We start from the raw sequence: 26,895 nt of genomic DNA, 5'->3' as shown, positions 1-26,895 counted from the left end.
CCGTGCGCTCGCCGCTTCTGGACCGGGACCGGCAGCGCCTGGCCGGCGTGCATCCGGACCTCATAAGGGTCGTGGAGCGCGCACGGCTCGCCGAACCCTTCATTGTCGTCGAGGGGCTCCGGACTAGGGAGCGCCAGGCCAAGCTGGTCGCGATCGGTGCCAGCCGCACGATGAACAGCCGGCACCTCACCGGCCACGCCATCGACCTCGCCTATTGGCTGGATGATGGCGACGGCACGCCCGAGGCCGGCGAAATCCGCTGGGACTGGCCGCTCGCCCGCAAGATCGCGGCGGCAATGAAGGCCGCCGCGGCGGAGGAATCCGTTGCCCTGGTCTGGGGCGGCGACTGGGCCTCCTTCCCGGACGGCCCGCATTTCGAACTCGATCGGAGGACCCACCCGTGACCTACCTCCTCGCGCGGCTGCGCGAGCAGGGCACGCATACCGGCGTCGCCCTGCTCGCCGCCATCATCCTGCTGGCGCATCTCGCCGGCATCGATCTGCGCAACCTGGCCGACAGCGCGGTCGGCATCGCCACCGCCCTCGGCGCGCTCGCGGCTGCGGCCAAGACCGTGCTGCCGGATGCGCCGAAGGAGCCGACGCGATGAGCGGCATCGCATCGCTGCTGGCCGATCCCGACCGTGGCGAGACCGCGCTCTTCCGGCCGCAGGGCGTCGGTCCGCAGATGGCCCTGCGCGTCCTGCGGGTCGAGCCCGCGCAGGGCGAGGACGCCGTGCTGGTCGCGGCGGTGGCCGCGCTGCCGGTGATCTCCGCCGGCGACAGCTTCGAACTCGGTGGCGCGGTGCTGATCGTGCTCTCGGCTGAGAAAGATGCCGCCGGCAAGGCTTGGCGCGCGGTCTGCGCACGATGAGCGGGAGCGCCTTCGCGACAGCGCTGGCCACGCTGCACGCCGATCCGAACATGGCCACCGAGGCTGAGTGGCGCGCTGCGGCCGGCGGTGCCTGGCGGCAGGTGCGCGTGCTGCTCTCCGCGCCGAGCGATGACGTGGCAGGGCTCGGCGGTCCCGGCGGCCGTGCCCAGGCGCTGGAGGCTACGCTCCGTGCGGCAGAACTCGCGCCCGACACGCCGCGCCGCGGCGATCTGCTGCGCCGGCTCTCCCCGCCGGAGACCTGGAAGGTGGAGGAGGTCGATCCCGACCCGCTCAGCCTCTCCTGGCGCCTCTCCCTGGCGCGCTCGCCATGAGCGGCACGGTCCCGCTGCGCGAGGCCGCGCTCGCCACCATCGCGGATCGGCTCACCGCGCAGCTGTCCGACGTCGCCGTGGAACGCGCCCGCCGTGCCCCGGTCGACACCGACGCCGAGACCCTGCCGCGGCTGGTCGTCCGCGGCGACGACCTCGAGGCGGACGACAGCCAGGAGCCGGGCCGCACTCACTACCGCATCGCCTTCGGGGTCACGGGCTTCGCCGTCGGCACCACCGACCTCGCGGCCGAGCAGGCGCTTTCCCTCCTGCACGCCCGCACCGTGGCCGCGCTCGCCGGCTGGACGCCCGCCACCCCGGGCCTCGGCGACATCGCCGAGCAGGGCGGCGAGTTCCGTCTCTACGAGGCCGAGGACTCTTCCCGCCCTGCCGGGGAGTTCCTCGCCCGCTTCACGATCCTCGCCATCGGCCTGGCCGGCGGCCCCTGGTCGTCCTGACCGACTCCCGTCCACCCTCACCTGAAGGAGCCACGCGATGAGCATCGATCTCGTCCGCATGCGCTTTGCCGCCATCGCGGCCAAGATCGAAACCACCGCCGGCGTCGATTCCATCGGCGGCACCCCGGCGAACGCCGACTGGCTCGCAGCCGATGTCGAGATCGACTTCGATCCGGTCGTCGTCGAGAACCCGGAACTCACCGGCTCGCTCGATCGCTCGCCCGCCATCGTCGGCGGCCTCAAGCCACGCATCCGCCTGCGCATCCCGCTGCGCGGCTCCGGCACCGCCGCGACCGCACCGGAATGGGGCCGGCTGCTGCGCTGCTGCACCATGGCCGAGGGTATCACCGCCGCGGCCATCGGCGCCCCGACCGCCGCCACCGCCGGCACCACCACCACGCTCACCCTCGCCACGCCCTTCGCGGCGACCGCCCAGCTCTATCGCGGCATGCCCTTGCTGCTCTCCGGCGACCGCACACTCACCACCGGCATCACCGACTACTCCGTTGCCCGCGTCGCCACCCTCGGCGAGACGATGGCGACCGCCGGCACCGTGAGCACCCTCGCGCAGATCCCGCCCCACGTGCTGTACAGCCCGACCTCGGACGAGACGATCTACCGGACCGCGACGCTCTACTTCTACGCCGACGGCCTGCGCTGGCGCTTCACCGGGGCAGTCGGCACCTGGTCCCTCGAGCTCTCCACCGGCGGCATCGGCTTCCTGGTCTTCGAGCTGCGCGCGCAGATGCTCGACAAGGCGGCCGTGGCACTGCCCACCGGCTGGAACACGGCCATCCGTCCCACGCCGCCGCGCTTCGTGGGCGGGCGCTGCCAGCTGAACCAGCAGGTCGCCCGCGCCCGGCGCGTCATGCTCGAGGCCGGCGTCAGCGTCACGCTGCCGGACAACCCGGAGGCCGCAGAGGGCTACGACCCGGCCGTTCCCGTCGAGCGCGATGCGCGCGGCTCGATCGACCCGCTGATGAACACCACCACCGCGGTCGCGCTGTTCAACGCCTTCCGCCAGGGCGCGGCGATGTCGCTGATGGCCATCCTCGGTGTCACGGCGGGCAACCGCTTCTGCGTGATCGCGCCAGCGGCGAAGGCGACCGGCATGCGGCCGGGCGAGCGCGACGGGCTCGGGCAGCTGGATATCGCCTTCCAGCTCGACGGGGCGGACAGCCCGCTCTTTCTGGCGCAATTCTGATGGAGAACCACATGACTGTCGTCTTCTCGCGGCGTGACGCCGAATGGTTCGCGCCGCCTGGGACTCATCGCCGCTATCTCGTCGCGCCGCTGACCTACCGGGAACGCCAGGCTTTCCGCGCGGACCTGGCGCGCGAGGGGGGGATCTATCCTTCCCACGCGCAGATGCTCGACGCGCTGCGCGCAGCCGTGTGCGAGGCCTCGCCCGACAACGCAGACGAGCTGCTCGCCGTGATCGACGCGTCGGAGGCGACGCCCGACCACGCCGCGGTGCAGGTGCAGCTCGGCACCATCGAGGCGGCCTGCGCCACCGTGCCAGTCTATGCCGGGCTGCTCGCGGCGCGGCAGCGCTACCTCGGCACGCTGCCTTGGGTCGCGGCACGCCACGCGCTCCGCGGCTGGGAGGGTGATGGCCTGCCGCCGTTCCGTCGCGCGCGCGGCCTGGTGCCGGACGACCTGCTGGACGCACTGCCGCAGGACGATGTGGAGGCGCTCGGCTGGCGGGCCAGCACGCTGATGCAGCCGGGTCAGGACGCGGCAAAAAACTCCGGGGCGCCCTCGCCGTCGCCCGAGACCCCGGCGCCTATGACGGCGGGCTAAAGCCCGAGGGCGGCGGCGACTGGCTTGTGGGCGGCGAGCCCTGGGCGGAGAACCCGAGGCTCATCATTGCCGAGCCCTGGCACGCCTTTGTGCGGCTCTGGGCGGCGTGCCGCGGCGGCATGGGCGGAATCGCGCATTGGCCCGATACGGGCGGTGTCGGGGACCAGGCGGCGTGGGTGGTGGATGCCTTCGCGGCGCTTGGCGGGATCGACGCAGCGCTCGATGCGGAGCAGCGGCGCTTGCAGGAGCGATGAGGCAGTTGAAGTGTCGGCAATGTCCGCCTTGGGCGGAAAGCGGCGGTAGGGTCGAGGAAAGCAAACGTCTGCTCTGCCTTTGCAAGTGGACCTAGGAGACGAATGACACGGGTTCTCGTCCGACAACTGAGGCTGGCGGCACGCGGCCCAGCAACTCGCAGAAAGTTCGCTGCCGCCTTCTGCCTGCACTTTCAGAGGCTGCTGTGGTGAAGCCCCCCAACCATGGCTTCGCCACGGTTGGATGCCTGTCGTAGGTACATTGTCCTCGGAAACTGGGCGGCAACGTGACTTTCGTCGCCGGATGCAGTACCCGCCATCGCCCATGAACCCCGAACAGGAGAACCTTTGTCGGCAAGCTTTGGACGGCATGAGGACGATCAGCCTCACCGGGCCGTTTCCCGACGGACTTGATGATCTCCACAGTGTACTTGAGCAGCACGGACTCCGGAACGCGTCGATCGACGTGCTACAGCAGACGGCCACGGGCTTCACGACCACGGGCCTCACTGCGATCACGGCGCTCGCGAAGACTTTCCGTCCGAGCTTGAGCCAAAACAGCCGTCGCGCTAGCAACGCCACTTTGGCAAAGCTCGTCGCTGACGAGATGATAAATGCCTGGGCTGGTCGCACGTCTTCATCACTTGCTCAACCGGATTTCAATCAGCTCCAAACGGTTATCGACGACTGGTTTGCCGCGCTTACTCAGGTCCGCGAGCATGTCGTGCCCTGCACCCTGTTCCCGTGTGCCATTCCCAGCTTCACGATCGGTCCAGTGATCTTCCGCCACTTTTCGGAGCTACCGACCGAGGGTTTCGGAATCTCGCATAATGAATTCTGGCCGAAAGAACCGCCGGCGTGGAAGCGATGGGTCCGCGACGTTTGGGCTGCCATCTGGAGGAAGCCGATCAGCCGGCCGGAAGTCGGCGGGTTTCGGTTCTCAATGCTAGTCCAATTCGCCAACGACCGCGTCGCGCCTTGGGTAGCGTTCGTCAGAGTCACAGGACGCCCGCCCGCCGAGTCTATCCGGGCTGCCGATCTTTCGACTGATATAGCCCTGGCGGCTATCCAGTTGGCGTCACCAGGGGACGACGTGCGAGCGATCACACGGGCTTCCGCTCGCGCCGCTCCAGTTTGGAGGGTCGACGTCTCCCGTACGGAAGGCGGCGGCTTCAGCGAGGGGACGCGCAATCAGGTGCCGGCGCTCGCCCGATCGCCGCAGCTGATCGAGCTTCATATCAAGGAGGTTGAACCGGCTTTCCGTTCGATGGGACAGCGGCTCAGCGCCTTCCTCGATGCTTCAAGCCCCGTTCCCGATCTGGACGAAGCTTGGTGCAACGCGGCCTATTGGTATCACGAAGCGCTCGCCGAGACGCTCGATACCGTGGCGATCGCAAAGCTGGAGACGGCGATAGAAGTGCTCTTCCGGGCCGAAAACATGACCGGCAGCAAGCGGCGCCTCCTTGAGAGCTTCGACGTGTTCTTCGGCCTGGACCGCGCGGACAAGATCCCGCCCAACAACTTGGTGACGGTCGAGCAACTCGTTGAGGCCATCACGACGGCGCGTTCTCGAGTGCTGCACGGCACTTGGCCAACGCTGCATTTTGATCTTCCCGCCAACAAGAGCAACCAGACCGTCAGCTATGGTGATGTCGAGTTCCTAACCCGGACCTTGCTCTTGAGGTTCTCGCTCCAGTTGGACGGCTACATCGCGGCGGGAAACCCTATCGACACGACTGATGCCTTCTTCTCGTGGATCAAGGCTGAGCGCGCCGCTCAATCGGTGAGCGCGGCAACGACGTCGACAAGGCCCTAAACGGTTTTACCCACCCCTTCATCGGCGCCTGCCTAGACTGCGCCAGAGTTCCACCCGGGGAACCTACAACTGCTTTCGGTGTGACCGGAGAAACTGCGAACGGCCGGGCTCTGCTACTGGGGAGCGAGGTCTGCTTGCGCCTCAACACCGGGCATATTGGCCGTGGACACGGCCGTCGCTTTTGGGTCGAAGGCGGCCCACGGAGGCGTGACCTCGGCGCTCCACGCACCTCAACGGTGGACCGACTTCCATGCCCCTCATCACCGCTGCAGTTCGCGGCGACCTTCGCGCTGGAATGGAGGCCGAGGTCCGCGATGTTGCGCGCGCGATGCGTCGCGGCGTCGAGCGCGCCGGCCGCGAGGTCCAGGCCGAGCTTCGCGCCCAGGCCCGCTCCGCCGGCTTCACCGACCGCGGCCGCGCCGTGGCCAATGCCTGGCGCCTGAGCCTCTACCCGCCACCCGCCACCGCGCCACGCACGCTCCGCCCCGCGGCCCTCGTCTGGACCAACGCACCGAAGCTGGTCGACGCCTTCGACCGCGGCATCCCCATCGTCGCACGCGGCGGCCGCTACCTCGCCTTCCCGACGCCTTACAACGCCGCCGGCGGCCGGCGCGGTGCCTCCGCCCGCGGCGGGCTCCGCGTCACGCCGGCGCAGATGCAGGCCGCGCGCCGCGAGGCCTTCGTCATCCGATCCAAGTCCAACCCGTCCGTGCGGCTCTGGTGCCTGCGCGTGCGCGCCGCCAGCGGCATCGCGCGCCGTAGCCGCCGGCTGCGGCTCTTCGTCGGACCGAACGCCGAAGTGCTCACCGGCCGTCGCCGCGGCCAGCAGCGCCGCGCCCGCGAGGTCCTCGCCCAGGGGTTCGTCCCGATGTTCTTCCTCCTGCGTCAGGTCAGCCTCCGCAAGCGGCTCGACGTCGCCGCCGTGCGTCGCCGCGCACCCGGTATCCTGGCGCGCGCGCTCGCCGGTGAGCTGGGGCGCCGCGCATGAGCGGCAGCGCCGCGCGCACCATCGCGATCCGCCTCACCGCCGACAACGCCGAGCCGACGCGCCGCGCGCTGGAGCAGGTCGGCGAGAGCGGCGAGCGCGCGCTCCGTCGCATCGACGCCGCCTCCGCCGCGGCCCAGCCTGCCCTGCAGGGCCTCGCCGCCGCCTCGGATGGCGCCGTGCGCGCCTTCGCCAACATGGGCGTCGGCCTCGGCGCGGCGGAGCGTGTGTTTGCAGGCGTGGCCACCGGTGCCGGCCTTGCCGCCACCGCCATCGCCGCGCTCGCCGCCGGCACCGTCGCCGCCGGCGTCGCCGTGGCCCGCGCCGGCGACCAGGCCACCGAATCCTTGGCCCGCCTGCAGGCGGCCACCGGCTCCGTCGCCGCGGCGGAGGCGGCCTACCAGGGCCTCTACCGCCTGTCGCAGCAGACCGGCGTCGCCGTCTCCGAGAGCGCCGGCGCCTTCGCCCGCTTCGCGCTGGCCGCGCGCGAGGTGGGTGCCACCAACGACCAGGTGCTGGCCCTCGTCCGCACCGTGCAGCAGGCCGGCATCATCGCCGGCGCGAGCACCTCGGAGACCACCTCCACCGTCTTGCAGCTCGGCCAGGCCCTGGCCTCGGGCAAGCTGCAGGGGGACGAGCTCCGCTCCATCCTGGAGAACATGCCGACGCTCGCCGAGGCGCTCGCGCGCCAGCTGGGCGTCGGTGTCGGCGAGCTCCGCAAGATGGGCGAGGAGGGCAAGCTCACCGCCGACGTCGTGATGCCCGCGCTGCTCAGGGCCGGCGAGCGCATCAACGCCGAGTTCGAGAAGCTGCCGCCCACCATGGGCCGGTCCTTCTCAATCCTCGGCGAGGCGATGACGCGCTTCGCGGCGGACCTCGACCGCGCCCTTGGCCTCTCGCAGGCGATCGCCCGTGCCGCGCAGGCCGCGGCCGCCGCGGTGGACCGCACCCGCGTCGCGGTTGGCCTCGGCACGCCGGAGGAGACCGCCCGCGCCGGCCAGGCTGCGGCGCAGCAGCGGCTGTCCAACGCCGACCGGCAGTCGGCCGAGATCGAGCGCAGCATTTCCGCGCTGGAGGCAAATCCGCGCCGCACCGTCCCCGAGGACGCCATCCTGGAGACCCTGCGCCGCCAGGCCGACCCGCTGCGCGCCGACCGCGAGCGCGCCATCGCCGAGCTCGAGCGGTTCAACCGCGAGGTCGAGCAGATCGAGCGCGAGGCTCTCGTCCGCCGGCTCGGCGAGCAGGAGGCGGCCGAGCGCCAGCGCGCGGAGGGCCAGCGCCGGCGGGACGAGGCAAGCCTCGCCGACCTGCGTAAGGCGCTGGACCGCGAGCGCGGCATCCGTGAGGAGCACGCCACCCGCATCCGCGACATCGACGCGCTGCTGTCACGCGGCGCGGTCGAGGCCGCGGAGGCGCAGCGCCTGCGGGCCGCCGCCGACCGCGAGCGCGACGACGCCCTCAAACGGCTCGGCGACACGGCGCGCGAAACGTCGCGCCGTGTGCGCGAGATCGAATACGAGAGCGCCCCGGCCGGGCAGACGGTGTTTCCCGCCGCCGCCGTGCAGGCCGCGCTGACGCGGGCCGGGGAGCAGCAGGAGCGCCGCGAGGCCGAGGCGCGCCGCAGCCGCGAGCGCGCGATGGACGATGCGCGGACGTCTGTCGAGCGCTTCGAGCAGCAGTCTCGTGATGCCTTCGCCCGCATCGGCGAGAACGCCTTCGACCGGATCGGCCAGGGGCTGGTCAATGCCTTCACGTCCGGGGGCAAGGCGGCGGTCGACTTCGGCAGCTTGGCCAAGTCGGTGCTGGCCAGCGCGGCGGCCGACCTCGCCAAGCTCGGTCTGGTCAATCCGCTGGCGAATGCGGTGTTCGGCACGGCGCGCCCGACGCTGGCCGGCGCATTCGTGGGCGGTGGCGGTAGCGACGCTGCAGGCGGCGCAGCGGGCAGCGCCGTGTCGGGTCTCTCCAGCGTCGCCGGGTCCTCGATCTTTTCGGGACTGGGCGAGAGCCTCGGCCTCACCGGCTCAGGAGGCATGTTCTCCGGCTTCGGCGCCTCGCTTGGCCTGACCGGCTCGGGTGGGCTGCTCGGCACGACGCTCTGGACCACCTCCTCCGGCGCGGCCGCCACCGCGGCGCTGCCCGCCGGTGTCGCCGGGCCCGTGCTGCCCGCTTCGGGTCTCGGCTCGATGGGCATGGGCACCACACTCGGCAGTCTGCTCGGCGGTGCCGCCGCGGGCTTCGGCGCCGGCATGCTGACCTCCTCAATCGTGGGCGGCATCCGTGGCACGGTCGGGCCCGGCGGCACCATCGGCGCCGGCGCCGGCGCACTGGCGGGTGCCGCCATCGGCTCGATCATCCCGGGCATTGGCACGCTCATCGGCGGCCTGATCGGCGGCGCCCTCGGCGGGGGCGGTGGCGCGCTGTTCGGCCCGACCAAAAAGGGCATGGCGAGGCGCGCCGGTGGCGACGTCTTCTACGGCGTCAACGAGGCCGGCCAGCTCGCCATCACCGCCGCCCGCGGCAAGCGCTGGGACGAGGCCGGCTCCCGAGCCGCGGTGCAGGAGCAGCTCGACCGGATCAACGCCGCCATCCGCGAGCGCGACCTGCGCTTTGAGGCGATCAGCGGCGCGATCGGCTTCGGCCAGGCCAGCGGCAGCCCGCGCGCGCTCGATGGCGCAGCACTCACCCGCGGCCTGCGCAGCGGCAACGCCAACGTCCAGACCGCCCTCGGCACGCTCGGCGCGCGCGGCGCCGGCCTCGAGGAGGCACTGAACGCCGTCGACTGGGTCCGCGGCGTGTTCGAGACGCTGAGCAAGCCGGATCGCGTCAGCGGGTTCCTCAAGGCGCTGGAGGACCTCAATCGGACCTTCGACGAGGCGACGGCCAGGGCCCGCGACCTCGGCCTCTCCGAATCCGACCTCAACGCCCGCCGCGCCGAGCGCATCGCACGCCTGGAGGAGGAGCGTGCCAACCGGCTCCAGGCCGTCGACGCGAACCTCACCGCCCGTGGGCTGCGCCTTGCCGGCGACGAGCGCGGCGCCGACCTCGCCGCCTTCGACAACACCGCGCGCGAGGAAGTACGGCAGCTCCGCGAGACGCTGTTCCAGCTCGGGGTGGAGGGCACTGCGGACTACTGGAACCGCATCGCCCGCCTCGAGCAGACGCTCGCCGGAGAGCGGCTCGCCATCGTCGAGCGCTACAACCAGCAGGCTCTGGCGCAGGAGCGCGCCCGGCAGTCCACTGCGCGCGGCCTGCTGGAGCAGCTGACCATCGGCGATCTCGGCGGGCTGGCCCCGGAGACGCGTTACTTCGCCGGGCTGCAGGCGCTGAACACCGCGCGCGGCACGCTCGCCGACGGCGCCACGCAGGAGGAGGTCGCCGACTTCGCCCGCCTCGCCCAGAGCGTGCTGCCGGTCGCGCGCGACTTCCTCGGCACCTCGGACCGCTACGCCGGCCTCGTCGCCGACATTGCCAGCACCATCCGCCAGGCCGTCCCCGGCGCCGACACCGCGAACCTGGCGTCGCTGCTCGAGGCGCAGGCCACCGGCACCGACCGCGTCGAGCTCGCCATCCTCTCCACCGGCCAGCAGCAGACCGAGGTGCTCCGCACCCTGCTCGTCGAGCTGCGCCGCCTCACCGCGCAGAACGAGGCGCTGCTTCGCCGCGTCGCCTGATCCACTGAGGACGATCGATGCCCATCCTCGGCTACCGCACCCAGCAATCGACCGACACGACCGGCACCGGCCCGCTCGCGCTCAACGCCGCAGCCTCGGCGATGCGCGGCTTCCAGGCGACCTTCGGGACCTCGGCCCGGCGCGTGCTTTACTGCATCTCCTGGGCGACCGGCTTCGAGATCGGCCACGGCCAGTTCGACGGCGGCAGCCCCGGCGCGCTCACGCGGGCGACGGTGCTGGCCAGCAGCAACGCCGGGAACCCGGTGGCCCTGCCGGCCGGCACCAAGGATGTCTTCGCGGTGCTGGAGCCGAATGCGCGCGAGGTGCTCCCGCTCGCCGCCGGCGCCACCCTCTCCCTCGCCGACCTCGGCAACCTCGTGGTCTTCACGGGGGCGGCGCCCGCGACCCTTGCGCTGCCGACCGTCGCCGTCGTCCCGCCGGGGATGGGCGTGCTGGTGCGCAACAGCGGCACCGCCGACCTGGTGGTGGATCCCGCCGGCACGGAGACTGTGAACGGCGGCGCCACCGTCACGCTGAACCCGGGCTTCTCGGCGGAGCTCTTCAACACCGGCTCGGGCTGGACCGCGCTGCTCGCCGCCCCGCAGAACTTCGGTCGCATCGTCGGCGAGTTGATCCCGATCGCTGGAACCTCACTGCCGCCGCTCTGCGTCTGGCCGAACGGGCAGAACCTCTCGCGCAGCGCCTACGCCGCGCTCTTCGCCGCGATCGGCACGAGCTTCGGCGCCGGCGACGGCAGCACCACCTTCGGCACGCCGGACCTGCGCGGTCGTGCGATCTTCGGGCGCGACAACCTCGGCGGCACCGCGGCGAACCGCGTGACCGCAGGGAACAGCGGCATCGCCGGCAGCACGCTTGGCGCCGGCGGCGGTGACGAGCGCATGCCGGTGCACGCCCACGGCGTGAACGATCCCTCGCACTGGCACGGCAACGCGGGCTGGCACGGCCACGGCCTGGTCATCGGCCAGGAGACCTATTGGGACAACACCTACGGCACCGACGGCGATGGCTTCCCAATCTACGGCCCCTATCGCTGGGTGCCGGCGAACCCCGTCGCCAATCCCGTCACCTTCATCGAGAAGGGTGTCTTCAAGTACGGCAGGGCGGCCTGGGAGTACTACGGCGACGGCAGCTTCGTGCAGGGCAATGGCGACCACAACCACGGCCCCGCCGGCACCGGCATCAGCATCCAGAACGCCGGCGCGGGCGGCTCCGCCAACATGCCGCCCGCCCTGATCTGCAACTACGCCCTCTTCGCGGGAGTCTGAGCCATGCCGGGCATTGAGATCGCGCGCGCCGTCTACGACGGCTTCGCCGGCACGCTGGAGGGGCGCGTCGAGGCGTTCATCGCGGCGCTGGAGGATCACCGCACCTCGGTCGGCTTGCCCGCGCCGGTCGAGGCGCCGCTGGTCGAGGCCATCGCCCGCGCCGGCGGCATGTCGGAGGTGACGATCGTCGATCCACCGCCACCGCCGACGCCGCCCGACCCGTCGCCCGCGGCGCCGCCCCTGATCCCGAAGCTCGCCGTCGTCGAGCGCGTCGGCGTCGCCGGCAAGCTCCGCGACGCCCGCGCCGCGCTCAAGATCGGCCGGCCCGACGCGGAGCTTTCCGACGCCGAGCTGCTGCTGCGCGAACGGTGGGAGGCGGCGAGCACCATCGCCCAGGACGACGTCCAGGTGCGCGGCTTCCTCGCGGCGCTCGGCCTCGACCCCGACGCGATCCTGGCGGTCTGATCGATGCCCACGCGCCCGATCCTCATCCCCGGCGGCCAGCCCGCCGCCGTCGTCGTCCTCGTCGAGATCGAAGTCCGCGGCCAGGGCGGCTGACGCCAGGAGGCTGATCCATGGAAGCCTTCGCACCCGCCGCCGCGCTCGCCCCGGCGACGCTGCCGGCTGCCTTCGTCAGCCCGAGCAACCTCCGCACGCTGCGCATCGCCTCCGCCGGCTATGCCAGCGCGCCGGCCGACACGCCGGCCAGCACGCCCTGGACCCCGCGCCTGCTCGGCGACGTCGAGGTGGGCCAGACTGCAGTGGACGCCCTCGGGCTCGGCGGCCGCGCCGCGCTCGCCGCCGCGGCGATCGAGATCTGGGACGGCGACGGCTTCGCCGCCGACCTCGCCCGCTACGGCACAGCCACCGGCCGCGCCGTCGCGGTCCGCCTCGCCGAGGTGCGCAGCCCGCGCGCCTCCGATGTCGGCACGCCGCTGGCCCAGGCCCGACTGGTCTTCGCCGGCACTGTCGCTGCGGTCGACCGCACCGAGGGCCAGCGAGCCCGCATCGCGCTCGCCGATGCGACCGACCGGCTGAACACGCCGCTGCAGCCCATCCTCTACCAGGGCACCGGCGGCCTCGAGGGCGGCGCGGACCTCAAGGGCAAGCCGAAGCCCGTCGCGCTGGGCCGGATCTTCAACGCGGCCCCCGTGTTCCTCGGCAACGTCGACCTTGGCGCCGGCGCGCTGCCGACCTGGCAGTCATCCTGGCGCGCAGTGCAGGCGCACGACGCGGTGCGGATCCGCGGCGTCGCCCAAACCCTCGTCGCCGGCACGCCGACGGTCGGGCAGGCCCGCGATTGGCCGGCGCAGGGATGCTTCCAGATCGGCGCCAGCCCGGACGGCGCGGTGACCTGCGACGTGCGCGGCGACGCCGGCGAGGGCTATGTCGAGACCACCGCGGGCGTGCTGCGCCGCCTGCTGCAGACGCTCGGTCCCGGCTTCGGCGCGGCGGAGTTCGACGCCGACGCCTGGACGCTGGCCGATGCCGACCTGCCGGGCCCGATCGGCTTCTACCAGGGCGCGACACCGACCACCGCGCTGGCAGCGGTCGAGACCGTGCTGGCGGGGTGCGGCGCCATCCTCGCCGGTGATCGCACCGGTCGGCTGCGGCTCTCGGACCCGCTGGCGCGCGACCCGGTGCCGCAGTTCGACATCCCCGCGGCCTGGATCCTCGAATGCCGCCCCGTCGCCCTGCCGGCCGCCTTCCAGCCGCCGCCGCGTGCCGTCGAGGTGGCCTGGGGCCGCAACTGGTCGCCGCTCTCCAACATGGCGGGCAGTGTTCCTGCCGCCGACCGTCAGCGCCTCGAGGCCGCGCAGTCCGTGGCCCGGGCAGAGAGCAGCCTTGTCACCAGCCGTGTCGCCCAGCAGCGCAGCCTGGCGCTGCCCGGGCTCTACGCCACCGAGGCGGCCGCGACCGCCCGCGCGGGGCGTTGGCGCGACTGGGTCGAGCGCGGGCCGCGGCTCGTGGCCGTCACCACCGACCGCTACCTCGGCCAGATCGAGATCGGCCAGATCGGGCGCATCGCCTACCCGGCCTACGGCCTCGACGCCGGCCTCTCCGGCGTCGTCGTGGGCTGGCGTGAGGCGCTGGCCGGGCGGCGCGTCGAGATCATCCTCGCAGGATCCGACTGATGCCCGGCGCCTTCCTCCACGACGAGCGCGTCCGCGACGCCGTCGCGCTCACCGCGCTGACGCCGACCGCCGCCAGCATGCCCGCGGCCAACCTGCGCGACCCGCAGCCGCGGCTGCGCGGGCGCTTCACAGGCGGGGCGGCGTCGGTGCTGGTGGACTTCGGCGGCGCGACGCCGGTCGAGGCGGTGGCGCTGGTCTCGACGAACCTGAGCACCGCAGCCACCGCGCGCTGGCGGCTCGGGACGCTGGAGGCCCTCGTCGAGGCGACGCCGCTCGTAGCGCTCGACTTCCTCGCCGCCACGCCCTCGGCCATGACCGGCTGGTCCGGCACGCGGGGTGGCGCCGGCACCGGGGAGGCGACGGTCTTCAACGCGGCCGGGGACCTCGCCGTCGCCGCCGGCTCGGAATGGCGCATCGCGCACGACCCGGCGACGCTCGCGCGCCTCGGCCTGCTGGTCGAGCCGGCGCGCACCAACGGGGTGCGGAACCCGCGCGCCGAGGGCGCCGTCGTCGGCAGTCCCGGCACGGCCCCGACCAACTGGGCCATCGGTGGCGCCAACGGCATCGCGGCGCAGATCGCGGGGACCGGCACCGAGAACGGCATGCCCTACGTGGCGGTGCGCTTCACCGGGACCGTGCCCTCCGGCACCGGCAGCGGCTACGTCTGGTTCGAGGATTCCTCGGCGATCGCCGGCGCCAACGGGAACACCTTCGCCCATTCCTACTTCGCCAAGCTCGAGGCCGTCGCCGCAGGCGGCATCGCCACGCATCAGGCCTGGATCGCCGAGCTCACCAGCACCGCGACGGTGGTCCGCCAGGGCTTCGAGAACCAGGCGGTCCCCGGCACGGGGCGGCTGGCCGCCCAGCGGGCCGTGCAGGTGATGACGCTCTCGGGCGGTGCCACCGTGGCGCGGATCCGGCCCTTCGCGGCCTTCAACTTCAACGCCGGCACCCACGACGTCACCGTCCGCCTGGCGCTGCCGCAGGTCGAGCTCGGCGCCTTCGCCACCATGCCCATCCTGCCCGCCGCGGGGACGCCGGCGGCGGCGACGCGTGCGGCGGACGGCGGCTCGCTCACCGTGGCGGTCTCCGGCGCGGCGACGCTGCACGTCGAGCAGCAGACCGCCGCGACGGCGGCCACGGGCTTCGTCGGGCATGTGAGCCTGGACAACGGCAGCAACGTCGACTCCGTCCAGGTCCGTGTCACCGGCGCCAGCGCGACCAGCGTCAGCCTGACGCACCGTGTAGTCCGCTCCAATGCCGTCCAGCTCCAGGCGGCCGTCACGCGCTCCAACAGCGTCGTCACGCGAGGGGCGATCGCGGCCGCGACGAACGACGCGGTCGCGGCCGAGAACGGCACCCAGCTTGGCGCCTCGGCCTCGGTCGTCATGCCGCCGATGAACCGGCTCAACATCACCGCCGGTGAGCGGCAGGTCTTCTACCGGGCGATCCGGGTCTATGCCGCGCGCCTCACCAACGGTCAGGCCGTGGCGCTGTCCGGCACCGGCTACTCGATCGATGCAGCTGGCATCGCGCACGACACGAGCGCTGTACCCGCGAGCACAGGCGACGAGGCCAACGGCAACGTCGTCCTGATCCGCAGCGGCGCCGCGACCGGGCGGTACCTGCTGGTCGACGTCGCCGACGCCTCGCTGCCGGCCATCGACATCGGCATCCTCGCCGCCGGGCCGCTGTGGCGGCTCGGACGCGGCATGGCCTACGGCGTGCGCGAGGGGCGCGTCGTGCTCGACCAGCGCGACCGCAATCCGCTCACCGGCGCCGAGTTCGTCGTGCCCGCGCTGGCCAACCCACGCTTTGCGGCTTTCACGCTGCCGGCGCTCTCGCGCGCCGAGGCGACGGATGCACACCGGGACCTCGTGCGGCGGCTCGGCGCGGCGCGGGACGCGCTCTGGATCCCGGAGACCGGCGACACGCGGGCAGAGACGAACCGACGCACGATCTGGGGTGCGGTGAACCAGCCGGGCGAGGAGGCTGCCGCCACGCGCGGGAGCTTCCCGCTGCTGAACCGCGCCTTCCGGATCGTCGAGCGGCTGTAGGGAACAGGGGACCAGACATGAGCGAGGACGACGTGGCGACGAAGCTCGCCGTGCACGAGGCGGTCTGCGCCGAACGCTGGAAGCAGGCCAGTGATCGGCTGAGCAGGATCGAGATGGTGCTCGGCGCCATCGTCCTGCTGCTGCTCGTGGGGGAGGGCAGCGTTGTGCAGGTGCTACGACGCCTCATCGGAGGATAGAGCGTGCCCGGATCGATGATCCCGGGCACGCTCCAACCATTCGGCTGGTCCCATAACGGCCAGCCTGGTGGGCACCAGCGGGTTCGCCGCCATTCCCACCACCGCCATCGATCCGCCCCTCGTGCGGCGTCTCCGGCGGTCCCCGCGCTTTCGGGTCCGGGTCCCCATCACAAGCGCCGCCAAGATAGCAGCATCGCGGGACGAGGGCGCCGACGAAAAAGGCAGCTCGTTGCACTCGAATCTGACAGGGGCGGCGACAGCGGTGACCACGTCACCCACTTCGCGCTCGAAACTGGCAGCCAGACGGCCCAGGTCGCGCGCGGGATCAGGCGCTTCGATCCGGGGCTGGGCTGGGTGCTCTTGCCCGATGAGGCGGCCTTGATCCCGGCCAGGAAGCGATCCACATGGCAAGGGCGCGGCGGTTCAATTCGCCCGAGGCGTTCAGCACCTGAGCGGCGGCTGCACCAGCCTCAATGGCGCCCTGGGTAAACCTCAATACCAGACGGGCCAGACACTCCGTCAGCCAGACGCGCCCCATGTCTCAAAGCATTCGACGACGGACACAGGCGCCGACCACGCGCCACGAGGTGCGGCCCATCCGGCGCCGCCCGTCACGCGGCGGCGGCTGCGATCAGAATGACGTGCAGGAAGCGCGGTCCATGGGCGCCGCGCACGTAGCTGCCCTCGATGTCGGTGGTGCCGCTCGCCCCGGTGATGAGGTTCAGGTTGCGCGGCGCCTTGCCGGCGATGGCGGCGAAGTCCTCCAGATAGGGAACGATGGATTCGGCCTTCACCGCGGCCAGGTGATGCAGCGGCAGGAAGTGGTCGAGCACCGCGGTGGTCGAGCCGGAGCGGAAGACCAGCGAGCCGGTTTCCGCGATCCCGGCGTCCGCCAGGCCAAGCGCAACGGCCTCGTCCGACCCAGCCGCTTCCCGGAGCGTGACGCCGCTCCAGTCCAGCGCGCGAAGCGCCGGATCGGCCTGCAGCGCCAGAGTCGGCGGCAGCGCGTGGGTGGCGAGGTAGCGACGCACCACCCCTGGCAGTTCCGCCATCGTCCCGATCTGGTCCAGCGTCGCGCCGACCTTGGGCGAGACCACGCGCGCCGCGAAGGCCGCAACCGGATCGGCAAGGCCCAAGGCCGGGCGGATCGCCGCCGGCGCCTCGAGCAACGCCGCCGCTTCCGTGGCGATCGCGGCGGGGTCGGCGGAAGTCGGCCCGAGCGCGGCGCGCACGGCGCCGAGGATTCGCTCGCGCATGGTCACCGGCCGCGCTCCCGCAACTGCTCCATGAAGGTCCGCCCGGCGGGTGCGGGTAAGTCCCGATGCTCCGTCCATCCCGCAGCCCCCGGCATGCGGCGGATCCAGCCGCTGCGGCGGAACAGACGCATCCCGCGCACGGCCATCGCCGTCGCCAGCCGATACAAAAAGGGCCGTTCCGCCAGGAAGCGGAACAGTCGCATCCCGGCGCGGGTGCCGGCGGGCACCAGCCCCTCCCTCCAGCTGCGGTCGCGCCAGCCGCGCAGCAGCGTCGGCAACGGGATGCCGACCGGGCAGACCTCCTGGCAGCGGCCGTTCAGGGTGCAGGCGTGCGGCAGGTCGCGCGCGCGCTCCACGCCCTCGAGCGCCGGTGTCAGAACAGCGCCCATCGGGCCGGGATAGGTGGCGCCATAGGCATGGCCGCCGATCTGCCGATACACCACGCAGTGGTTCATGCAGGCGCCGCAGCGGATGCAGCGCAGCATGTCGCGCAGGCCCGTCGCCAACATGCGGGTGCGACCATTGTCGACCAGAACGACATGGAATTCGCCGGGCCCGTCGCGGTCACCTTCGCGCTTCGGGCCGCAATGGAAGGTGGTGTACTGGGTGATGTCGGCCCCCGTGGCCGACCGCACCAGCAGCCGGAGCATTGCGAAGGCATGCGGCAGGGAAGGCACCAGCTTCTCGATCCCGGCGGTCACAATGTGTACGCGCGGCGGCGTGGTGGTCAACTCGGCATTGCCCTCATTCGTCACGGTGCAGACCGCACCGCTGTCGGCAATCAGGAAATTCGCGCCCGAGATGCCGACCTCGGCGTCGAGGAAGCGGGCCCGCAACTGCCGCCGGGCGCTCTCCACCATGGCGGGCACGTCTTCGCTGTCCTGCGTCGTGCCGTGCGCTTCACGGAACAGCGCAGCGACCTGCTCGCGGGTCTTGTGCAGCGCCGGCCAGACGATGTGGGACGGCGGCTCCTTCGCAAGCTGGATGATGTGCTCGGCGAGGTCGGTCTCGACACGGGTGATACCGGCCGCTTCCAGCGCGTGCGGCAGGCCGATCTCCTCGCCCAGCATCGACTTCGCGCGGGTGACGCTACGCGCACCGGCGGCACGGCAGATGTCGAGGACGATGGCGCAGGCTTCCTCCGCGGTTGACGCCCAATGCACCTTTGCGCCGCTGGCCAGGGCGTTGCGCTCGAACTCCATCAGGTAGTGGTCGAGATGCGCGACGACATGGTCCTTGATCGCGGTGCCACGCTCGCGCGCCGCGGCGAATTGCGGGAAATCCTGGAGCGCGGCGCCGCGCTTCGTCTCGGCGGTGATGGTGGTGCGGTCGATTGCGATCTTCAGCCGGGGGTCGGCCAGCGCCCGTGCCGCGGCGGCCTTGAAGGACGGTTCGGGTTGCATGGCTCAGCCCTCCTCGCCGATGGCGGGGCCGTCGCCCATGCCGGCCAGGATCTCGGCGGCGTGGAAGGCGCGCCCTTGCGTGCCCCGGCGGTGCATGGCCCCGGCCATGTTCAGCAGGCAGCCGAGATCGCCGCCCAGCAGCAGATCGGCGCCGCTCGCTTCGATGGCCGCCACCTTCTCGCCGACGATGGCGTTGGAGATCGCGGGATACTTCACGCAGAAGGTGCCGCCGAAACCGCAGCACACATCGTTGCCAGCCAGCGGCCGCATCTCGAGGCCCGCCACCGCGCCGAGCAGGGCGCGCGGCTGCGCGAGCACGCCGAGCTCACGCAGGCCCGAGCAACTGTCGTGATAGGTCGCGCTGGCCTGCAGCGAGACATTGTCCGGATGCCAGCGCCGGACATCCACGAGGAAGCTCAGCAGTTCATGCGTCTTCGCGCCCAACGCGACGGCCCGCGCCGCCCAGGCGGCATCCCCTTCCAGCGCCTCGGGGAAGTGCACGCGGATCATCGCGGCGCAGGAGCCGGACGGCACGACGACATGGTCGAAGTCCTCGAAGGCAGCGATCACCCGTCGAGCGATGGACGCGGCGCCGTCGCGGTCCCCGCTGTTGAAGGCTGGCTGCCCGCAGCAGGTCTGGGCGCGCGGCACCTCCACCATGCAGCCCGCGGCTTCAAGGAGATGCAGCGCGGCAAAGCCGACGCGCGGGCGGATGCTGTCCACCAGGCAGGTGACGAACAGGCCGACCCGCGGCCGGTTGAGGTTGATGCTGGTCAAGAACGTTTCCTCCGGTCTGCTGGACAAGTGCTGGGGGCTGCGGGACGCGCGCCCCGGCGCTGAAAGTCACTTACGCTTCGCCGGCATCAGATCGGTGATCGTACCTTCGAACATCTCCGCCGCGAAGTTGATGGTCTCGGACAGCGTCGGATGCGGATGGATGATATGGCCCAGATCGGTTGCGTCACATCCCATCTCGATGGCAACGGCAGCCTCGGCGATCAGGTCGCCGGCATTGGTGCCGACGATGCCCGCGCCGATCACCCGGTCTGTCGCATGGTCGAACAGCAGCTTGGTCATGCCCTCGTCGCGGCCATTGCTCAGCGAGCGGCCGGATGCCGCCCAGGGGAAGACGCCCTTGCCGACCTGGATGCCGGCGGCCTTGGCCTCCGTCTCGGTCATGCCGACCCAGGCGACCTCGGGGTCGGTGTAGGCGACCGAAGGGATGACCCGCGCATCGAAGGCGCGCGGCAGGCCGGCCGCGACTTCGGCGGCGACCTTGCCCTCATGCACCGCCTTGTGGGCGAGCATCGGCTGGCCGACCACGTCGCCGATGGCGAAGATGTGCGCGACATTCGTGTGCTGGCGGTTATCCACGGCCACGAAGCCGCGCGCATCCACCGCCACACCGGCGGCATCCAGCCCCAGCAGCCCGCCATTCGGCCGCCGGCCGACGGCGACCAGTACGCGGTCGAAGACCTCCTCCACCGCGCCGTCGGGGCCTTCGATGCGGACCTTGAGCCCTTCCGGCAGCGCGGTGACGCCAGCGACCTTGGATTGCAGGCGGATCGCCTCGTAGCGGCGCTCGATCCGCTTGTGCAGCGGCCGCACCAGATCCTTGTCGGCGCCGGGGATGATCTGGTCCATCAGCTCGACGACCGTGACGCGCGCGCCAAGCGCGTCGTACACGCAGGCCATCTCCAGCCCGATGATGCCGCCGCCGATCACCAGCAGCCGCTTGGGGATATCGGCCAGTTCCAGCGCCCCGGTCGAATCCATCACCCGCGGATCATCCTGCGGCACGAAGGGCAGCCGCACCGGCTCCGACCCGGCAGCGACGATGCATTGCTCGAAGCTGATCATCCGCGGCCCCTCCTTCGTCTCGACACGCAGCAGGTGCGGCCCGGCGAAGCGGCCGGCACCTTCCACCACGGTCACCTTGCGCCCCTTGGCCAGGCCCGTCAGCCCGCCGGTCAGCTTCTTGATGACGCCGTTCTTCCAGCCGCGCAGCGCGTCGAGGTCGATGCGCGGCGCGTCGAAGCCGATGCCCGCATGGCCCATCTCCTCGGCCTCGGTGATCACGCGCGCGGCGTGCAGCAGGGCCTTGGACGGGATGCAGCCGACGTTGAGGCAGACGCCGCCGAGCTGGGCGTCCTTTTCCACCAGCACGACCTTCATCCCGAGGTCGGCGGCGCGGAAGGCAGCCGTATAGCCGCCCGGCCCCGCGCCAAGCACCACGAGCTGCGCGTGCATGTCGCCGCCGGTGACCGCCGCCGGCGCCGCAGGCTTCGGCGCGGCCGGCGCCGAGGCTTCGGCGCCGACCAGTGTCAGCAGCACGCTGCCCTGCGAGACGCGATCGCCGGGCTTCACCGCCAGGGCGACAACCTCGCCCGCCATCGGCGACGGCACCTCCATGGTCGCCTTGTCGGATTCCAACTCCACCAGCGGCGCGTCCTTGGCGATCCGCTCGCCCGGCTTCACGAACACCGTGATGACCGGCACGTCCTTGAAATCGCCGATGTCGGGCACCTTGATCTCGATCGTCGCCATGGCCGTGCTCCTCACAGGACCAGCCGGCGGACGTCGCCGAGCAGGTGTTTCAGCGTGGCGCAGAAGCGCGCCGCGAGGGCACCATCGATGGCGCGGTGGTCGTAGCTCATCGACAGGGGCACCATGTTGCGCGGGATGAATTTCTCGCCGTCCCAGACCGGCGCCATGCGCGAGCGCGTGACACCCAGGATCGCCACCTCCGGCGCGTTCACGATGGGCGTGAAGCCGGTGCCGCCGATGCCGCCCAGCGAGGAGATGGTGAAGGTCGCCCCCTGCATGTCCGGCCCCTTCAGCTCGCCCTTGCGTGCCTTGGCCGAAAGCTCGCCGAGTTCCTTCGAGATCTCGACGATGCCCTTGCGGTCGGCCGCCTTGATCACCGGCACCACCAGGCCCTGCGGCGTGTCGGCGGCGAAGCCGATGTTCCAGTAGGATTTGCGGATCAGCTTGTCGCCATCGGGATGGATCGAGCTGTTGACCTCCCAGTGCGTCTTCAGGGCGCTGACGCTGGCCTTGATCAGGAAGGACAGCAGCGTGACGCGGTAGCCCTCGGGCTTCGCCGCATCGTCAAGTTCGCGGCGATAGGCGTCGATGCCCGTGATGTCCGCTTCCTCCTGGTGCGTGACATGCGGGATGTTGAGCCAGGAGCGATGCAGCGCGGGGCCGGAGAGCTTCTTGATCCGGGCCATCTCGACATCTTCGACCGGGCCGAATTTCGTGAAGTCCACCACCGGGATGGGCGGAATGCCCATGCCGCCGCTGGGCGCCGGGGCGGGCGCGGGCGCGGGCGCCGTGGCCTTCACGGCGGCGGTCAGGTCCTCGCGCAGGATGCGGCCCTTGCGGCCCGAGGGCGTGACCTTCGCCAGATCGATGCCAAGCTGGCGGGCGAAGGCCCGCACCGACGGGGATGCGTGCCCGATGGCAGGGGGCGTCGCCGCCGCCGGGGCTGGTGCGATGGCGGCGGTGGGCATGGCCTGCGGCTTCTGCGCCTCCGGTTCCTGCGTCCCGGCGGGATTCGGGGGGGCGACGGGAGCGCGCGCATCGGCCACCTCGAGCAGCAGGATCAACGCGCCCTGCGAGACGCGGTCGCCGGGCTTCAGGCGGATCTCCCGCACATCGCCCACCGCGGGCGAGGGCACTTCGAGCGTCGCCTTGTCCGATTCCAGCTCGATCAGCGGGTCATCGACCGCCACATGGTCGCCCGGCTTCACCATCACGGTGATGACGGGCACATCCCTGAAATCGCCGATATCCGGCACGGTCACTTCGATCATCGACATGGCATGTCTTCCCTTGGGGTTCTGTGATCAGGCGGTGCGCGGATTGGACTTGCCGGGATCGATCGCGTAACGCGCGTAGGCGGCCTCGACCTCGGCGGCCGTCACCTTCCCCTCCTGGAACAGCGCGTAGATCGCGGTGGCGGCGATGTGCTCGGCATCCACTTCGAAGTGGCGGCGCAGGCGGACACGGCTGTCGGAGCGGCCGAAGCCGTCCGTTCCCAACACATGGAAGGCCTGCGGCACGAAGGCGCGGATCTGCTCCGCATAGACCTTCATGTAGTCGGTGGCGGCGATCACCGGACCCGCGGCGGCGCCCAGGGTGGCGGTGACATAGGGGATGCGCGGCGCTTCCGTGGGGTGCATCCGGTTGTGGCGCGCGACGTCCTGCGCCTCGCGGGCCAACTCGTTCAGGCTGGTGGCGGACCACAGGTCGGCGGTGATGCCGAAATCCGCCAGCAGCAGGGCCGCGGCCCGTTCCGCCTGGCGGAAGATGGCGCCGCAGGACAGCAGGTTCACATGCCGCTCCGTCGGCGTCGCGGTTGCGGCGAAGCGGTAGAGGCCGCGCTTGATGCCCTCCTCCACGTCGTCGGGCATGGCGGGATGCGGGTAGTTCTCGTTGCCGACGGTGATGTAGAAATAGACATCCTCCTGCTCGACGAACATGCGCCGCAGGCCGTCCTGCACGATCACCGCGACCTCGTAGCCGAAGGTCGGGTCGTAGGAGACGCAGTTGGGGATGGTGCCGGCCAGGATGTGGCTGTGCCCGTCCTGATGCTGCAACCCCTCGCCGTTCAGCGTGGTGCGCCCGGCGGTGCCGCCCACCAGGAAGCCGCGCGCCCGGCTGTCGCCGGCGGCCCAGGCCAGGTCGCCCACCCGCTGGAAGCCGAACATCGAGTAGTAGATGTAGAAGGGGATCACCGGCACGCCGTGCACGGCATAGCTGGTGGCCGCGGCGATCCAGTCGGCCATCGCGCCGGCCTCATTGATGCCTTCCTGCAGCACCTGCCCGTCGCGGCTTTCCTTGTAGTAGGAGAGCTGGTCGGCATCCTCGGGCGTGTAGAGCTGGCCCTTCGGGCTGTAGATGCCGAGTTGGCGGAACATCCCTTCCATGCCGAAGGTGCGGCTTTCATCCGGCACGATCGGGACGACGTGTCGGCCGATCGCCTTGTCGCGGACCAGCGTGTTCAGCGCCCGCACCAGGCACATGGTGGTGGAGATTTCGCGCGCGCCGCTGTCCTTCAGCAACGCTTCGAAGGCGACGAGCTCCGGGATCTCCAGCTTGGGCGCTGCATGGATGCGCTGCGGGAAGGCCCCGCCCAGCGCCGCGCGCCGCGCCAGCAGATAGTCCTTGGAGGCATTGTCGAGCGTGACATAGGGCGCCTTGGCAAGCTCGGCATCGGCCACCGGGATGCGGAAGCGGTCGCGGAAGGCGCGCAGTTGGTCCTCCGCCATCTTCTTCTGCTGATGGGTGATGTTCTGGCCCTCGCCGGCCTCACCCATGCCGTAGCCCTTGACCGTCTTGGCCAGGATGACGGTGGGCTGGCCCTTGGTCTTCACCGCCCGGTCGAAGGCCGCAAAAACCTTGTGTGGATCGTGCCCGCCGCGCTGCAGGTTCCAGATCTCCTCATCCGACATGTCGGCGACGAGGGCGGCGGTTTCCGGGTACTTCCCGAAGAAATTCGCGCGGGTATAGGCGCCGCCCTTGGACTTGAAGGCCTGATAGTCGCCGTCGACCGTCTCCTCCATCAACTGCCGAAGGCGCCCGGTGACGTCGCGTTCCAGCAGCGCGTCCCAGCCCGAGCCCCAAACCAGCTTGACGACATTCCAGCCAGCACCGCGGAAATCGCCCTCCAGCTCCTGGATGATCTTGCCGTTGCCGCGCACCGGCCCGTCCAGGCGCTGGAGGTTGCAGTTCACCACGAAGATCAGATTGTCGAGGTCTTCGCGTGCCGCGAGGCCGATGGCACCGAGCGATTCCGGCTCGTCCATCTCGCCATCGCCGAGGAAGGCCCAGACCTTGCGATCGGCCATGTCGATATGGCCGCGGTTGTGCATGTATTTCATGAACCGCGCCTGGTAGATCGCCATCAGTGGCCCCAGGCCCATCGAGACGGTGGGGAACTGCCAGTAGTCGGGCATCAGCCAGGGATGCGGGTAGCTCGACAGCCCATCGCCATCCGTCTCCGACCGGAAGCGGTCAAGCTGGTCGGCGGTCAGCCGGCCTTCCAGGAAGGAACGCGCGTAGATGCCCGGGATGGCATGGCCCTGGAAGAACACCAGATCACCGCCGTGCTCGGCCGTGCGGCTGCGCCAGAAATGGTTGAGCCCGACATCGTAGAGCACGGCAGAGGAGGCGAAGCTGGCGATGTGGCCGCCATACTCGGAGCTTTCCTTGTTCCGCCGCACCACGGTGGCCATCGCGTTCCAGCGGTTGATGGTGCGGATGCGCCATTCCAGCTCGACATCGCCCGGGAAGGCGGGCTGCTGGTCGGCGGGGATCGTGTTGATGTAGCCGGTGGTGGCGCCGAAGGGCAGGTTGGCGCCGCGCGCGCGCGCCGCCGCCACCGCGCGGTCGAGCAGGAAGTGCGCGCGGTCCGTCCCGTCGCGGTCGATCACGTCCTCGACGGCGTCGAGCCATTCGCCGGTCTCGACCGGGTCAATGTCCTGCTTCGCGGTCATTCCTGTGTTCCTCATTTCTCGTGGCGGGGGGGTCAGGCGGGGGGGCAGTCGGGGCAGGCGGCGAAGCGACGTTGCTGCCGCGAGGTCTTGCCGATGCCCGGGTTGAAGCTGTTGGTGGGGTCGAGACATTCGTAGAAGGCGCGCAGCTGCGGCTTGGCCTCGTACAGGTGGCCGACATTGTGCTCGGCGGGGTATTCCGCGCCCCGGCTGTCGAGCAGCGCGAGCATCCGCGCCTTCACCGCAGGGGCATCGGCACCGCGGCGCAGGATGTAGTCCTGGTGCAGGACGTGGCAGAAGAAGTGGCCATAGTAGAGCCGCGCCTCGACATCCTCGGCGATATCCGGCGGCAGCACCTCGAACCATTCCGCGTCGTTGCGCCGCAGCGCGATGTCCAGCGCCAGCACCTCGCCCACCGCGGCCGCGTGCACCGCCTGGTAGCGCACCACGGCGCCCGCGGCGGCGAAGCGGTGCAGCATGGCCTTCTTCGCCTCGGCCGCATCGCAACGGAACCAACCCTCGGGCCCCAGAACCTCGTGCAGGATCGCCTCGGTCGCGGCGACGCTTTCGGCGTCGACCTTCAGGATCAGGTGGTGCTCGAAGCGGTCGCGGAAGGCGAGCATGCGCCGCGGCAGCGCTTCGGGCAGCAGGCGCGCGGCGGCCTGGATCACGCGGTCCGACAGGTGGCGCGGCGCCCAGGCCCGCTTCTTCAGCCACGCATCCGCCCGAGCCTTGGCGGCGAACATGCGCGGCAGGTAGTCGGTGCCGAGCCAATGGATCAGCAGCAGCGTGTCCTTGCCATAGACACGCGCCATGTCGAACATGTCGCGGTGCAGGTATTCGCCGCTGATCGGCAGGTTTGGCAGGTCACGCAGAAGGCGGCGCCGCAGCAGGGTCAGGTCGGACGGCGCGTTGGTGCCGATGTAATAGACCTGCGCGTCCTGCTCGACGGGAAAGGTATCGAGGCGCACGGCAAAGACGGCAAGCTTGCCGGCGCAGCCCGAGGCCTCCCGCAGCCCGCGCGGATCGGCGTTGAAGCGGGCAGGACTTGGCGCGTCTATGTCGCGCACGCGCGTCGCGTAGTCGTCATCCGAGGCGCGGCCGGCATTCCAGTCGATATCCGCCTCGGCGATGGCGCCGCGGTCGAGCCGGCCCAGGATCTCCTCCGGCGTGTCGCCAAGCCGGATGCCCAGATGGTTCACCAGCTCCAGCCGGCCATCGGCGTGCAACTGGGCGTAGAGGGCGAGCTCGGTGAAGGCGGGGCCGCGGCGGACCAGCGCGCCGCCTGAATTGTTGCACACGCCGCCGATGACCGAGGCGCCGATGCAGGACGAACCGATCACCGAGTGCGGCTGCCGACCGAGCGGCGCCAGCAGCTTCTCCAGCGCATACAGCGTACCGCCGGGATGGCTGACAATCTGGCGCCCATCGGCCAGAAGGTGCAGCCGATCCAGCCGCAGCGTGCTGATGACGATGACCTCGCGGTCGTAGCTGCCGTTCGGGGCGGACCCCTCGGTCAGGCCGGTGTTGGAGGCCTGCATGATGACGATCCGGTTGGCCGCGACGGCGGCCTGCAGCACGCGCCACAATTCCAGCAGCGTGCCGGGGCAGACCACCGCCTCGGCATCGCCGCCGCCGGAGCGCCAGCCGCGGCGGAAGCGCTCGGTCCGCTGCGGATCGGTCAGTACGTTCTGGGCACCGACGGCGGCACGCAGCGCATCGAGAAAGCCGGTCGGCGATGGCTCGGTGATGGACATGTCCTGGGTCGCCTCCTGTTGCTGCGCGCCGTCTTGTCGCGGCGCGATCTTTTCCTGGTCAGGCGGTGAGCGGGGGTGATCGGGGCGGCCAGGCATGGCCGGCCGCCCCGATCCGCGGGCG

The 26,895-nt window shown here is 71.1% G+C and carries 23 protein-coding genes; 16 read left to right on the top strand and 7 right to left on the bottom strand.

Going from position 1 to position 26,895, the window contains the following annotated elements; genetic code table 11:
• Window positions 1-2 precede the first annotated feature (2 nt).
• The 16 genes from JJI54_RS31935 (at window position 3) to JJI54_RS07430 (ending at window position 15,858) form a co-directional block, all read left to right on the top strand.
• On the top strand, window positions 3-404 hold the full coding sequence (locus tag JJI54_RS31935; protein ID WP_318987455.1) for a M15 family metallopeptidase: 402 nt from the start codon (window positions 3-5) through the stop codon (window positions 402-404).
• Window positions 401-607, top strand: a complete 207-nt coding sequence (locus JJI54_RS07500) for a hypothetical protein (RefSeq protein ID WP_203072253.1) — start codon at window positions 401-403, stop codon at window positions 605-607. Before JJI54_RS31935 ends, JJI54_RS07500 begins: the two co-directional genes overlap by 4 nt.
• Complete coding sequence (locus JJI54_RS07495) at window positions 604-870, top strand: head-tail joining protein (RefSeq protein ID WP_203072252.1); 267 nt, start codon at window positions 604-606, stop codon at window positions 868-870. The genes JJI54_RS07500 and JJI54_RS07495 overlap by 4 nt, the downstream gene beginning before the upstream one ends.
• Window positions 867-1,202, top strand: a complete 336-nt coding sequence (locus JJI54_RS07490) for a head-tail joining protein (RefSeq protein ID WP_203072251.1) — start codon at window positions 867-869, stop codon at window positions 1,200-1,202. The genes JJI54_RS07495 and JJI54_RS07490 overlap by 4 nt, the downstream gene beginning before the upstream one ends.
• Entirely contained in the window at window positions 1,199-1,657 is a 459-nt protein-coding gene (locus JJI54_RS07485; protein ID WP_203072250.1) for a hypothetical protein, read from the top strand. Before JJI54_RS07490 ends, JJI54_RS07485 begins: the two co-directional genes overlap by 4 nt.
• 37 nt (window positions 1,658-1,694) lie before the next feature.
• Window positions 1,695-2,861, top strand: a complete 1,167-nt coding sequence (locus tag JJI54_RS07480) for a hypothetical protein (RefSeq protein WP_203072249.1) — start codon at window positions 1,695-1,697, stop codon at window positions 2,859-2,861.
• A gap of 11 nt (window positions 2,862-2,872) precedes the next feature.
• Entirely contained in the window at window positions 2,873-3,460 is a 588-nt protein-coding gene (locus tag JJI54_RS07475; RefSeq protein ID WP_203072248.1) for a hypothetical protein, read from the top strand.
• A 26-nt stretch (window positions 3,461-3,486) separates the two neighbouring features.
• Window positions 3,487-3,714 carry a hypothetical protein gene (locus tag JJI54_RS07470; protein ID WP_203072247.1) on the top strand — a complete coding sequence of 76 codons (228 nt, stop codon included), beginning with the start codon at window positions 3,487-3,489 and terminating at the stop codon, window positions 3,712-3,714.
• A 367-nt stretch (window positions 3,715-4,081) separates the two neighbouring features.
• The gene (locus JJI54_RS07465; RefSeq protein ID WP_203072246.1) at window positions 4,082-5,527 is read left to right on the top strand and encodes a hypothetical protein; all 1,446 of its coding nucleotides are present in this window, start codon (window positions 4,082-4,084) and stop codon (window positions 5,525-5,527) included.
• 250 nt (window positions 5,528-5,777) lie between these two features.
• Window positions 5,778-6,515 carry a DUF6441 family protein gene (locus JJI54_RS07460; RefSeq protein ID WP_203072245.1) on the top strand — a complete coding sequence of 246 codons (738 nt, stop codon included), beginning with the start codon at window positions 5,778-5,780 and terminating at the stop codon, window positions 6,513-6,515.
• On the top strand, window positions 6,512-10,183 hold the full coding sequence (locus JJI54_RS32610; RefSeq protein WP_203072244.1) for a tape measure protein: 3,672 nt from the start codon (window positions 6,512-6,514) through the stop codon (window positions 10,181-10,183). Before JJI54_RS07460 ends, JJI54_RS32610 begins: the two co-directional genes overlap by 4 nt.
• Window positions 10,184-10,200: 17 nt before the next feature.
• The gene (locus JJI54_RS07450; protein WP_226381411.1) at window positions 10,201-11,469 is read left to right on the top strand and encodes a phage tail protein; all 1,269 of its coding nucleotides are present in this window, start codon (window positions 10,201-10,203) and stop codon (window positions 11,467-11,469) included.
• A gap of 3 nt (window positions 11,470-11,472) precedes the next feature.
• Entirely contained in the window at window positions 11,473-11,934 is a 462-nt protein-coding gene (locus JJI54_RS07445) for a hypothetical protein (protein ID WP_203072243.1), read from the top strand.
• 110 nt (window positions 11,935-12,044) lie between these two features.
• On the top strand, window positions 12,045-13,604 hold the full coding sequence (locus tag JJI54_RS07440) for a hypothetical protein (protein ID WP_203072242.1): 1,560 nt from the start codon (window positions 12,045-12,047) through the stop codon (window positions 13,602-13,604).
• A complete protein-coding gene (locus tag JJI54_RS07435) occupies window positions 13,604-15,661 on the top strand; it encodes a hypothetical protein (RefSeq protein WP_203072241.1) in 2,058 nt (685 codons plus the stop codon). Before JJI54_RS07440 ends, JJI54_RS07435 begins: the two co-directional genes overlap by 1 nt.
• A gap of 17 nt (window positions 15,662-15,678) precedes the next feature.
• On the top strand, window positions 15,679-15,858 hold the full coding sequence (locus JJI54_RS07430) for a hypothetical protein (protein ID WP_203072240.1): 180 nt from the start codon (window positions 15,679-15,681) through the stop codon (window positions 15,856-15,858).
• A gap of 611 nt (window positions 15,859-16,469) precedes the next feature.
• Here the strand turns inward: JJI54_RS07430 and JJI54_RS07425 are convergent.
• From JJI54_RS07425 to dld, 7 genes are all read right to left on the bottom strand, one after another.
• A complete protein-coding gene (locus tag JJI54_RS07425; protein ID WP_226381552.1) occupies window positions 16,470-17,114 on the bottom strand; it encodes a LutC/YkgG family protein in 645 nt (214 codons plus the stop codon).
• Window positions 17,115-17,116: 2 nt separating this feature from the next.
• Complete coding sequence (locus JJI54_RS07420) at window positions 17,117-18,517, bottom strand: lactate utilization protein B (RefSeq protein ID WP_203072238.1); 1,401 nt, start codon at window positions 18,515-18,517, stop codon at window positions 17,117-17,119.
• A 3-nt stretch (window positions 18,518-18,520) separates the two neighbouring features.
• Window positions 18,521-19,294 (bottom strand): (Fe-S)-binding protein, encoded by a 774-nt coding sequence (locus JJI54_RS07415; protein WP_203072237.1) that lies wholly within the window; start codon window positions 19,292-19,294, stop codon window positions 18,521-18,523.
• 66 nt (window positions 19,295-19,360) lie between these two features.
• Complete coding sequence (lpdA, locus tag JJI54_RS07410) at window positions 19,361-21,064, bottom strand: dihydrolipoyl dehydrogenase (protein ID WP_203072236.1); 1,704 nt, start codon at window positions 21,062-21,064, stop codon at window positions 19,361-19,363.
• Between the two features lie 11 nt (window positions 21,065-21,075).
• Window positions 21,076-22,341: a 2-oxo acid dehydrogenase subunit E2 gene (locus JJI54_RS07405; RefSeq protein ID WP_203072235.1), complete on the bottom strand. Its 1,266-nt coding sequence runs from the start codon at window positions 22,339-22,341 to the stop codon at window positions 21,076-21,078.
• A gap of 27 nt (window positions 22,342-22,368) precedes the next feature.
• A complete protein-coding gene (aceE, locus tag JJI54_RS07400; protein ID WP_203072233.1) occupies window positions 22,369-25,020 on the bottom strand; it encodes a pyruvate dehydrogenase (acetyl-transferring), homodimeric type in 2,652 nt (883 codons plus the stop codon).
• A gap of 32 nt (window positions 25,021-25,052) precedes the next feature.
• The gene (gene dld, locus JJI54_RS07395) at window positions 25,053-26,774 is read right to left on the bottom strand and encodes a D-lactate dehydrogenase (RefSeq protein ID WP_203072231.1); all 1,722 of its coding nucleotides are present in this window, start codon (window positions 26,772-26,774) and stop codon (window positions 25,053-25,055) included.
• Window positions 26,775-26,895: the final 121 nt, after the last annotated feature.

It is taken from the genome of Falsiroseomonas ponticola (genome assembly GCF_016805305.1).
In the GTDB taxonomy this organism is placed as follows: domain Bacteria; phylum Pseudomonadota; class Alphaproteobacteria; order Acetobacterales; family Acetobacteraceae; genus Falsiroseomonas; species Falsiroseomonas ponticola.
Note: the sequence above shows the minus strand (reverse complement) of the source record. Positions and strands in the feature narration are given on the sequence as shown.

What these genes read in the sequence shown, in the direction of transcription:
- JJI54_RS07420 (WP_203072238.1), bottom strand. Translation starts at nt 18,517, where the DNA reads ATGCAACCCGAACCGTCCTTCAAGGCCGCCGCGGCACGGGCGCTGGCC.
- JJI54_RS07495 (WP_203072252.1), top strand. Translation starts at nt 604, where the DNA reads ATGAGCGGCATCGCATCGCTGCTGGCCGATCCCGACCGTGGCGAGACC.
- JJI54_RS07485 (WP_203072250.1), top strand. Translation starts at nt 1,199, where the DNA reads ATGAGCGGCACGGTCCCGCTGCGCGAGGCCGCGCTCGCCACCATCGCG.
- JJI54_RS07445 (WP_203072243.1), top strand. Translation starts at nt 11,473, where the DNA reads ATGCCGGGCATTGAGATCGCGCGCGCCGTCTACGACGGCTTCGCCGGC.
- JJI54_RS07430 (WP_203072240.1), top strand. Translation starts at nt 15,679, where the DNA reads ATGAGCGAGGACGACGTGGCGACGAAGCTCGCCGTGCACGAGGCGGTC.
- JJI54_RS07435 (WP_203072241.1), top strand. Translation starts at nt 13,604, where the DNA reads ATGCCCGGCGCCTTCCTCCACGACGAGCGCGTCCGCGACGCCGTCGCG.
- dld (WP_203072231.1), bottom strand. Translation starts at nt 26,774, where the DNA reads ATGTCCATCACCGAGCCATCGCCGACCGGCTTTCTCGATGCGCTGCGT.
- JJI54_RS32610 (WP_203072244.1), top strand. Translation starts at nt 6,512, where the DNA reads ATGAGCGGCAGCGCCGCGCGCACCATCGCGATCCGCCTCACCGCCGAC.
- JJI54_RS07450 (WP_226381411.1), top strand. Translation starts at nt 10,201, where the DNA reads ATGCCCATCCTCGGCTACCGCACCCAGCAATCGACCGACACGACCGGC.
- aceE (WP_203072233.1), bottom strand. Translation starts at nt 25,020, where the DNA reads ATGACCGCGAAGCAGGACATTGACCCGGTCGAGACCGGCGAATGGCTC.
- JJI54_RS07465 (WP_203072246.1), top strand. Translation starts at nt 4,082, where the DNA reads ATGAGGACGATCAGCCTCACCGGGCCGTTTCCCGACGGACTTGATGAT.
- JJI54_RS07480 (WP_203072249.1), top strand. Translation starts at nt 1,695, where the DNA reads ATGAGCATCGATCTCGTCCGCATGCGCTTTGCCGCCATCGCGGCCAAG.
- JJI54_RS07475 (WP_203072248.1), top strand. Translation starts at nt 2,873, where the DNA reads ATGACTGTCGTCTTCTCGCGGCGTGACGCCGAATGGTTCGCGCCGCCT.
- lpdA (WP_203072236.1), bottom strand. Translation starts at nt 21,064, where the DNA reads ATGGCGACGATCGAGATCAAGGTGCCCGACATCGGCGATTTCAAGGAC.
- JJI54_RS07405 (WP_203072235.1), bottom strand. Translation starts at nt 22,341, where the DNA reads ATGTCGATGATCGAAGTGACCGTGCCGGATATCGGCGATTTCAGGGAT.
- JJI54_RS07440 (WP_203072242.1), top strand. Translation starts at nt 12,045, where the DNA reads ATGGAAGCCTTCGCACCCGCCGCCGCGCTCGCCCCGGCGACGCTGCCG.
- JJI54_RS07490 (WP_203072251.1), top strand. Translation starts at nt 867, where the DNA reads ATGAGCGGGAGCGCCTTCGCGACAGCGCTGGCCACGCTGCACGCCGAT.
- JJI54_RS07460 (WP_203072245.1), top strand. Translation starts at nt 5,778, where the DNA reads ATGCCCCTCATCACCGCTGCAGTTCGCGGCGACCTTCGCGCTGGAATG.
- JJI54_RS07425 (WP_226381552.1), bottom strand. Translation starts at nt 17,114, where the DNA reads ATGCGCGAGCGAATCCTCGGCGCCGTGCGCGCCGCGCTCGGGCCGACT.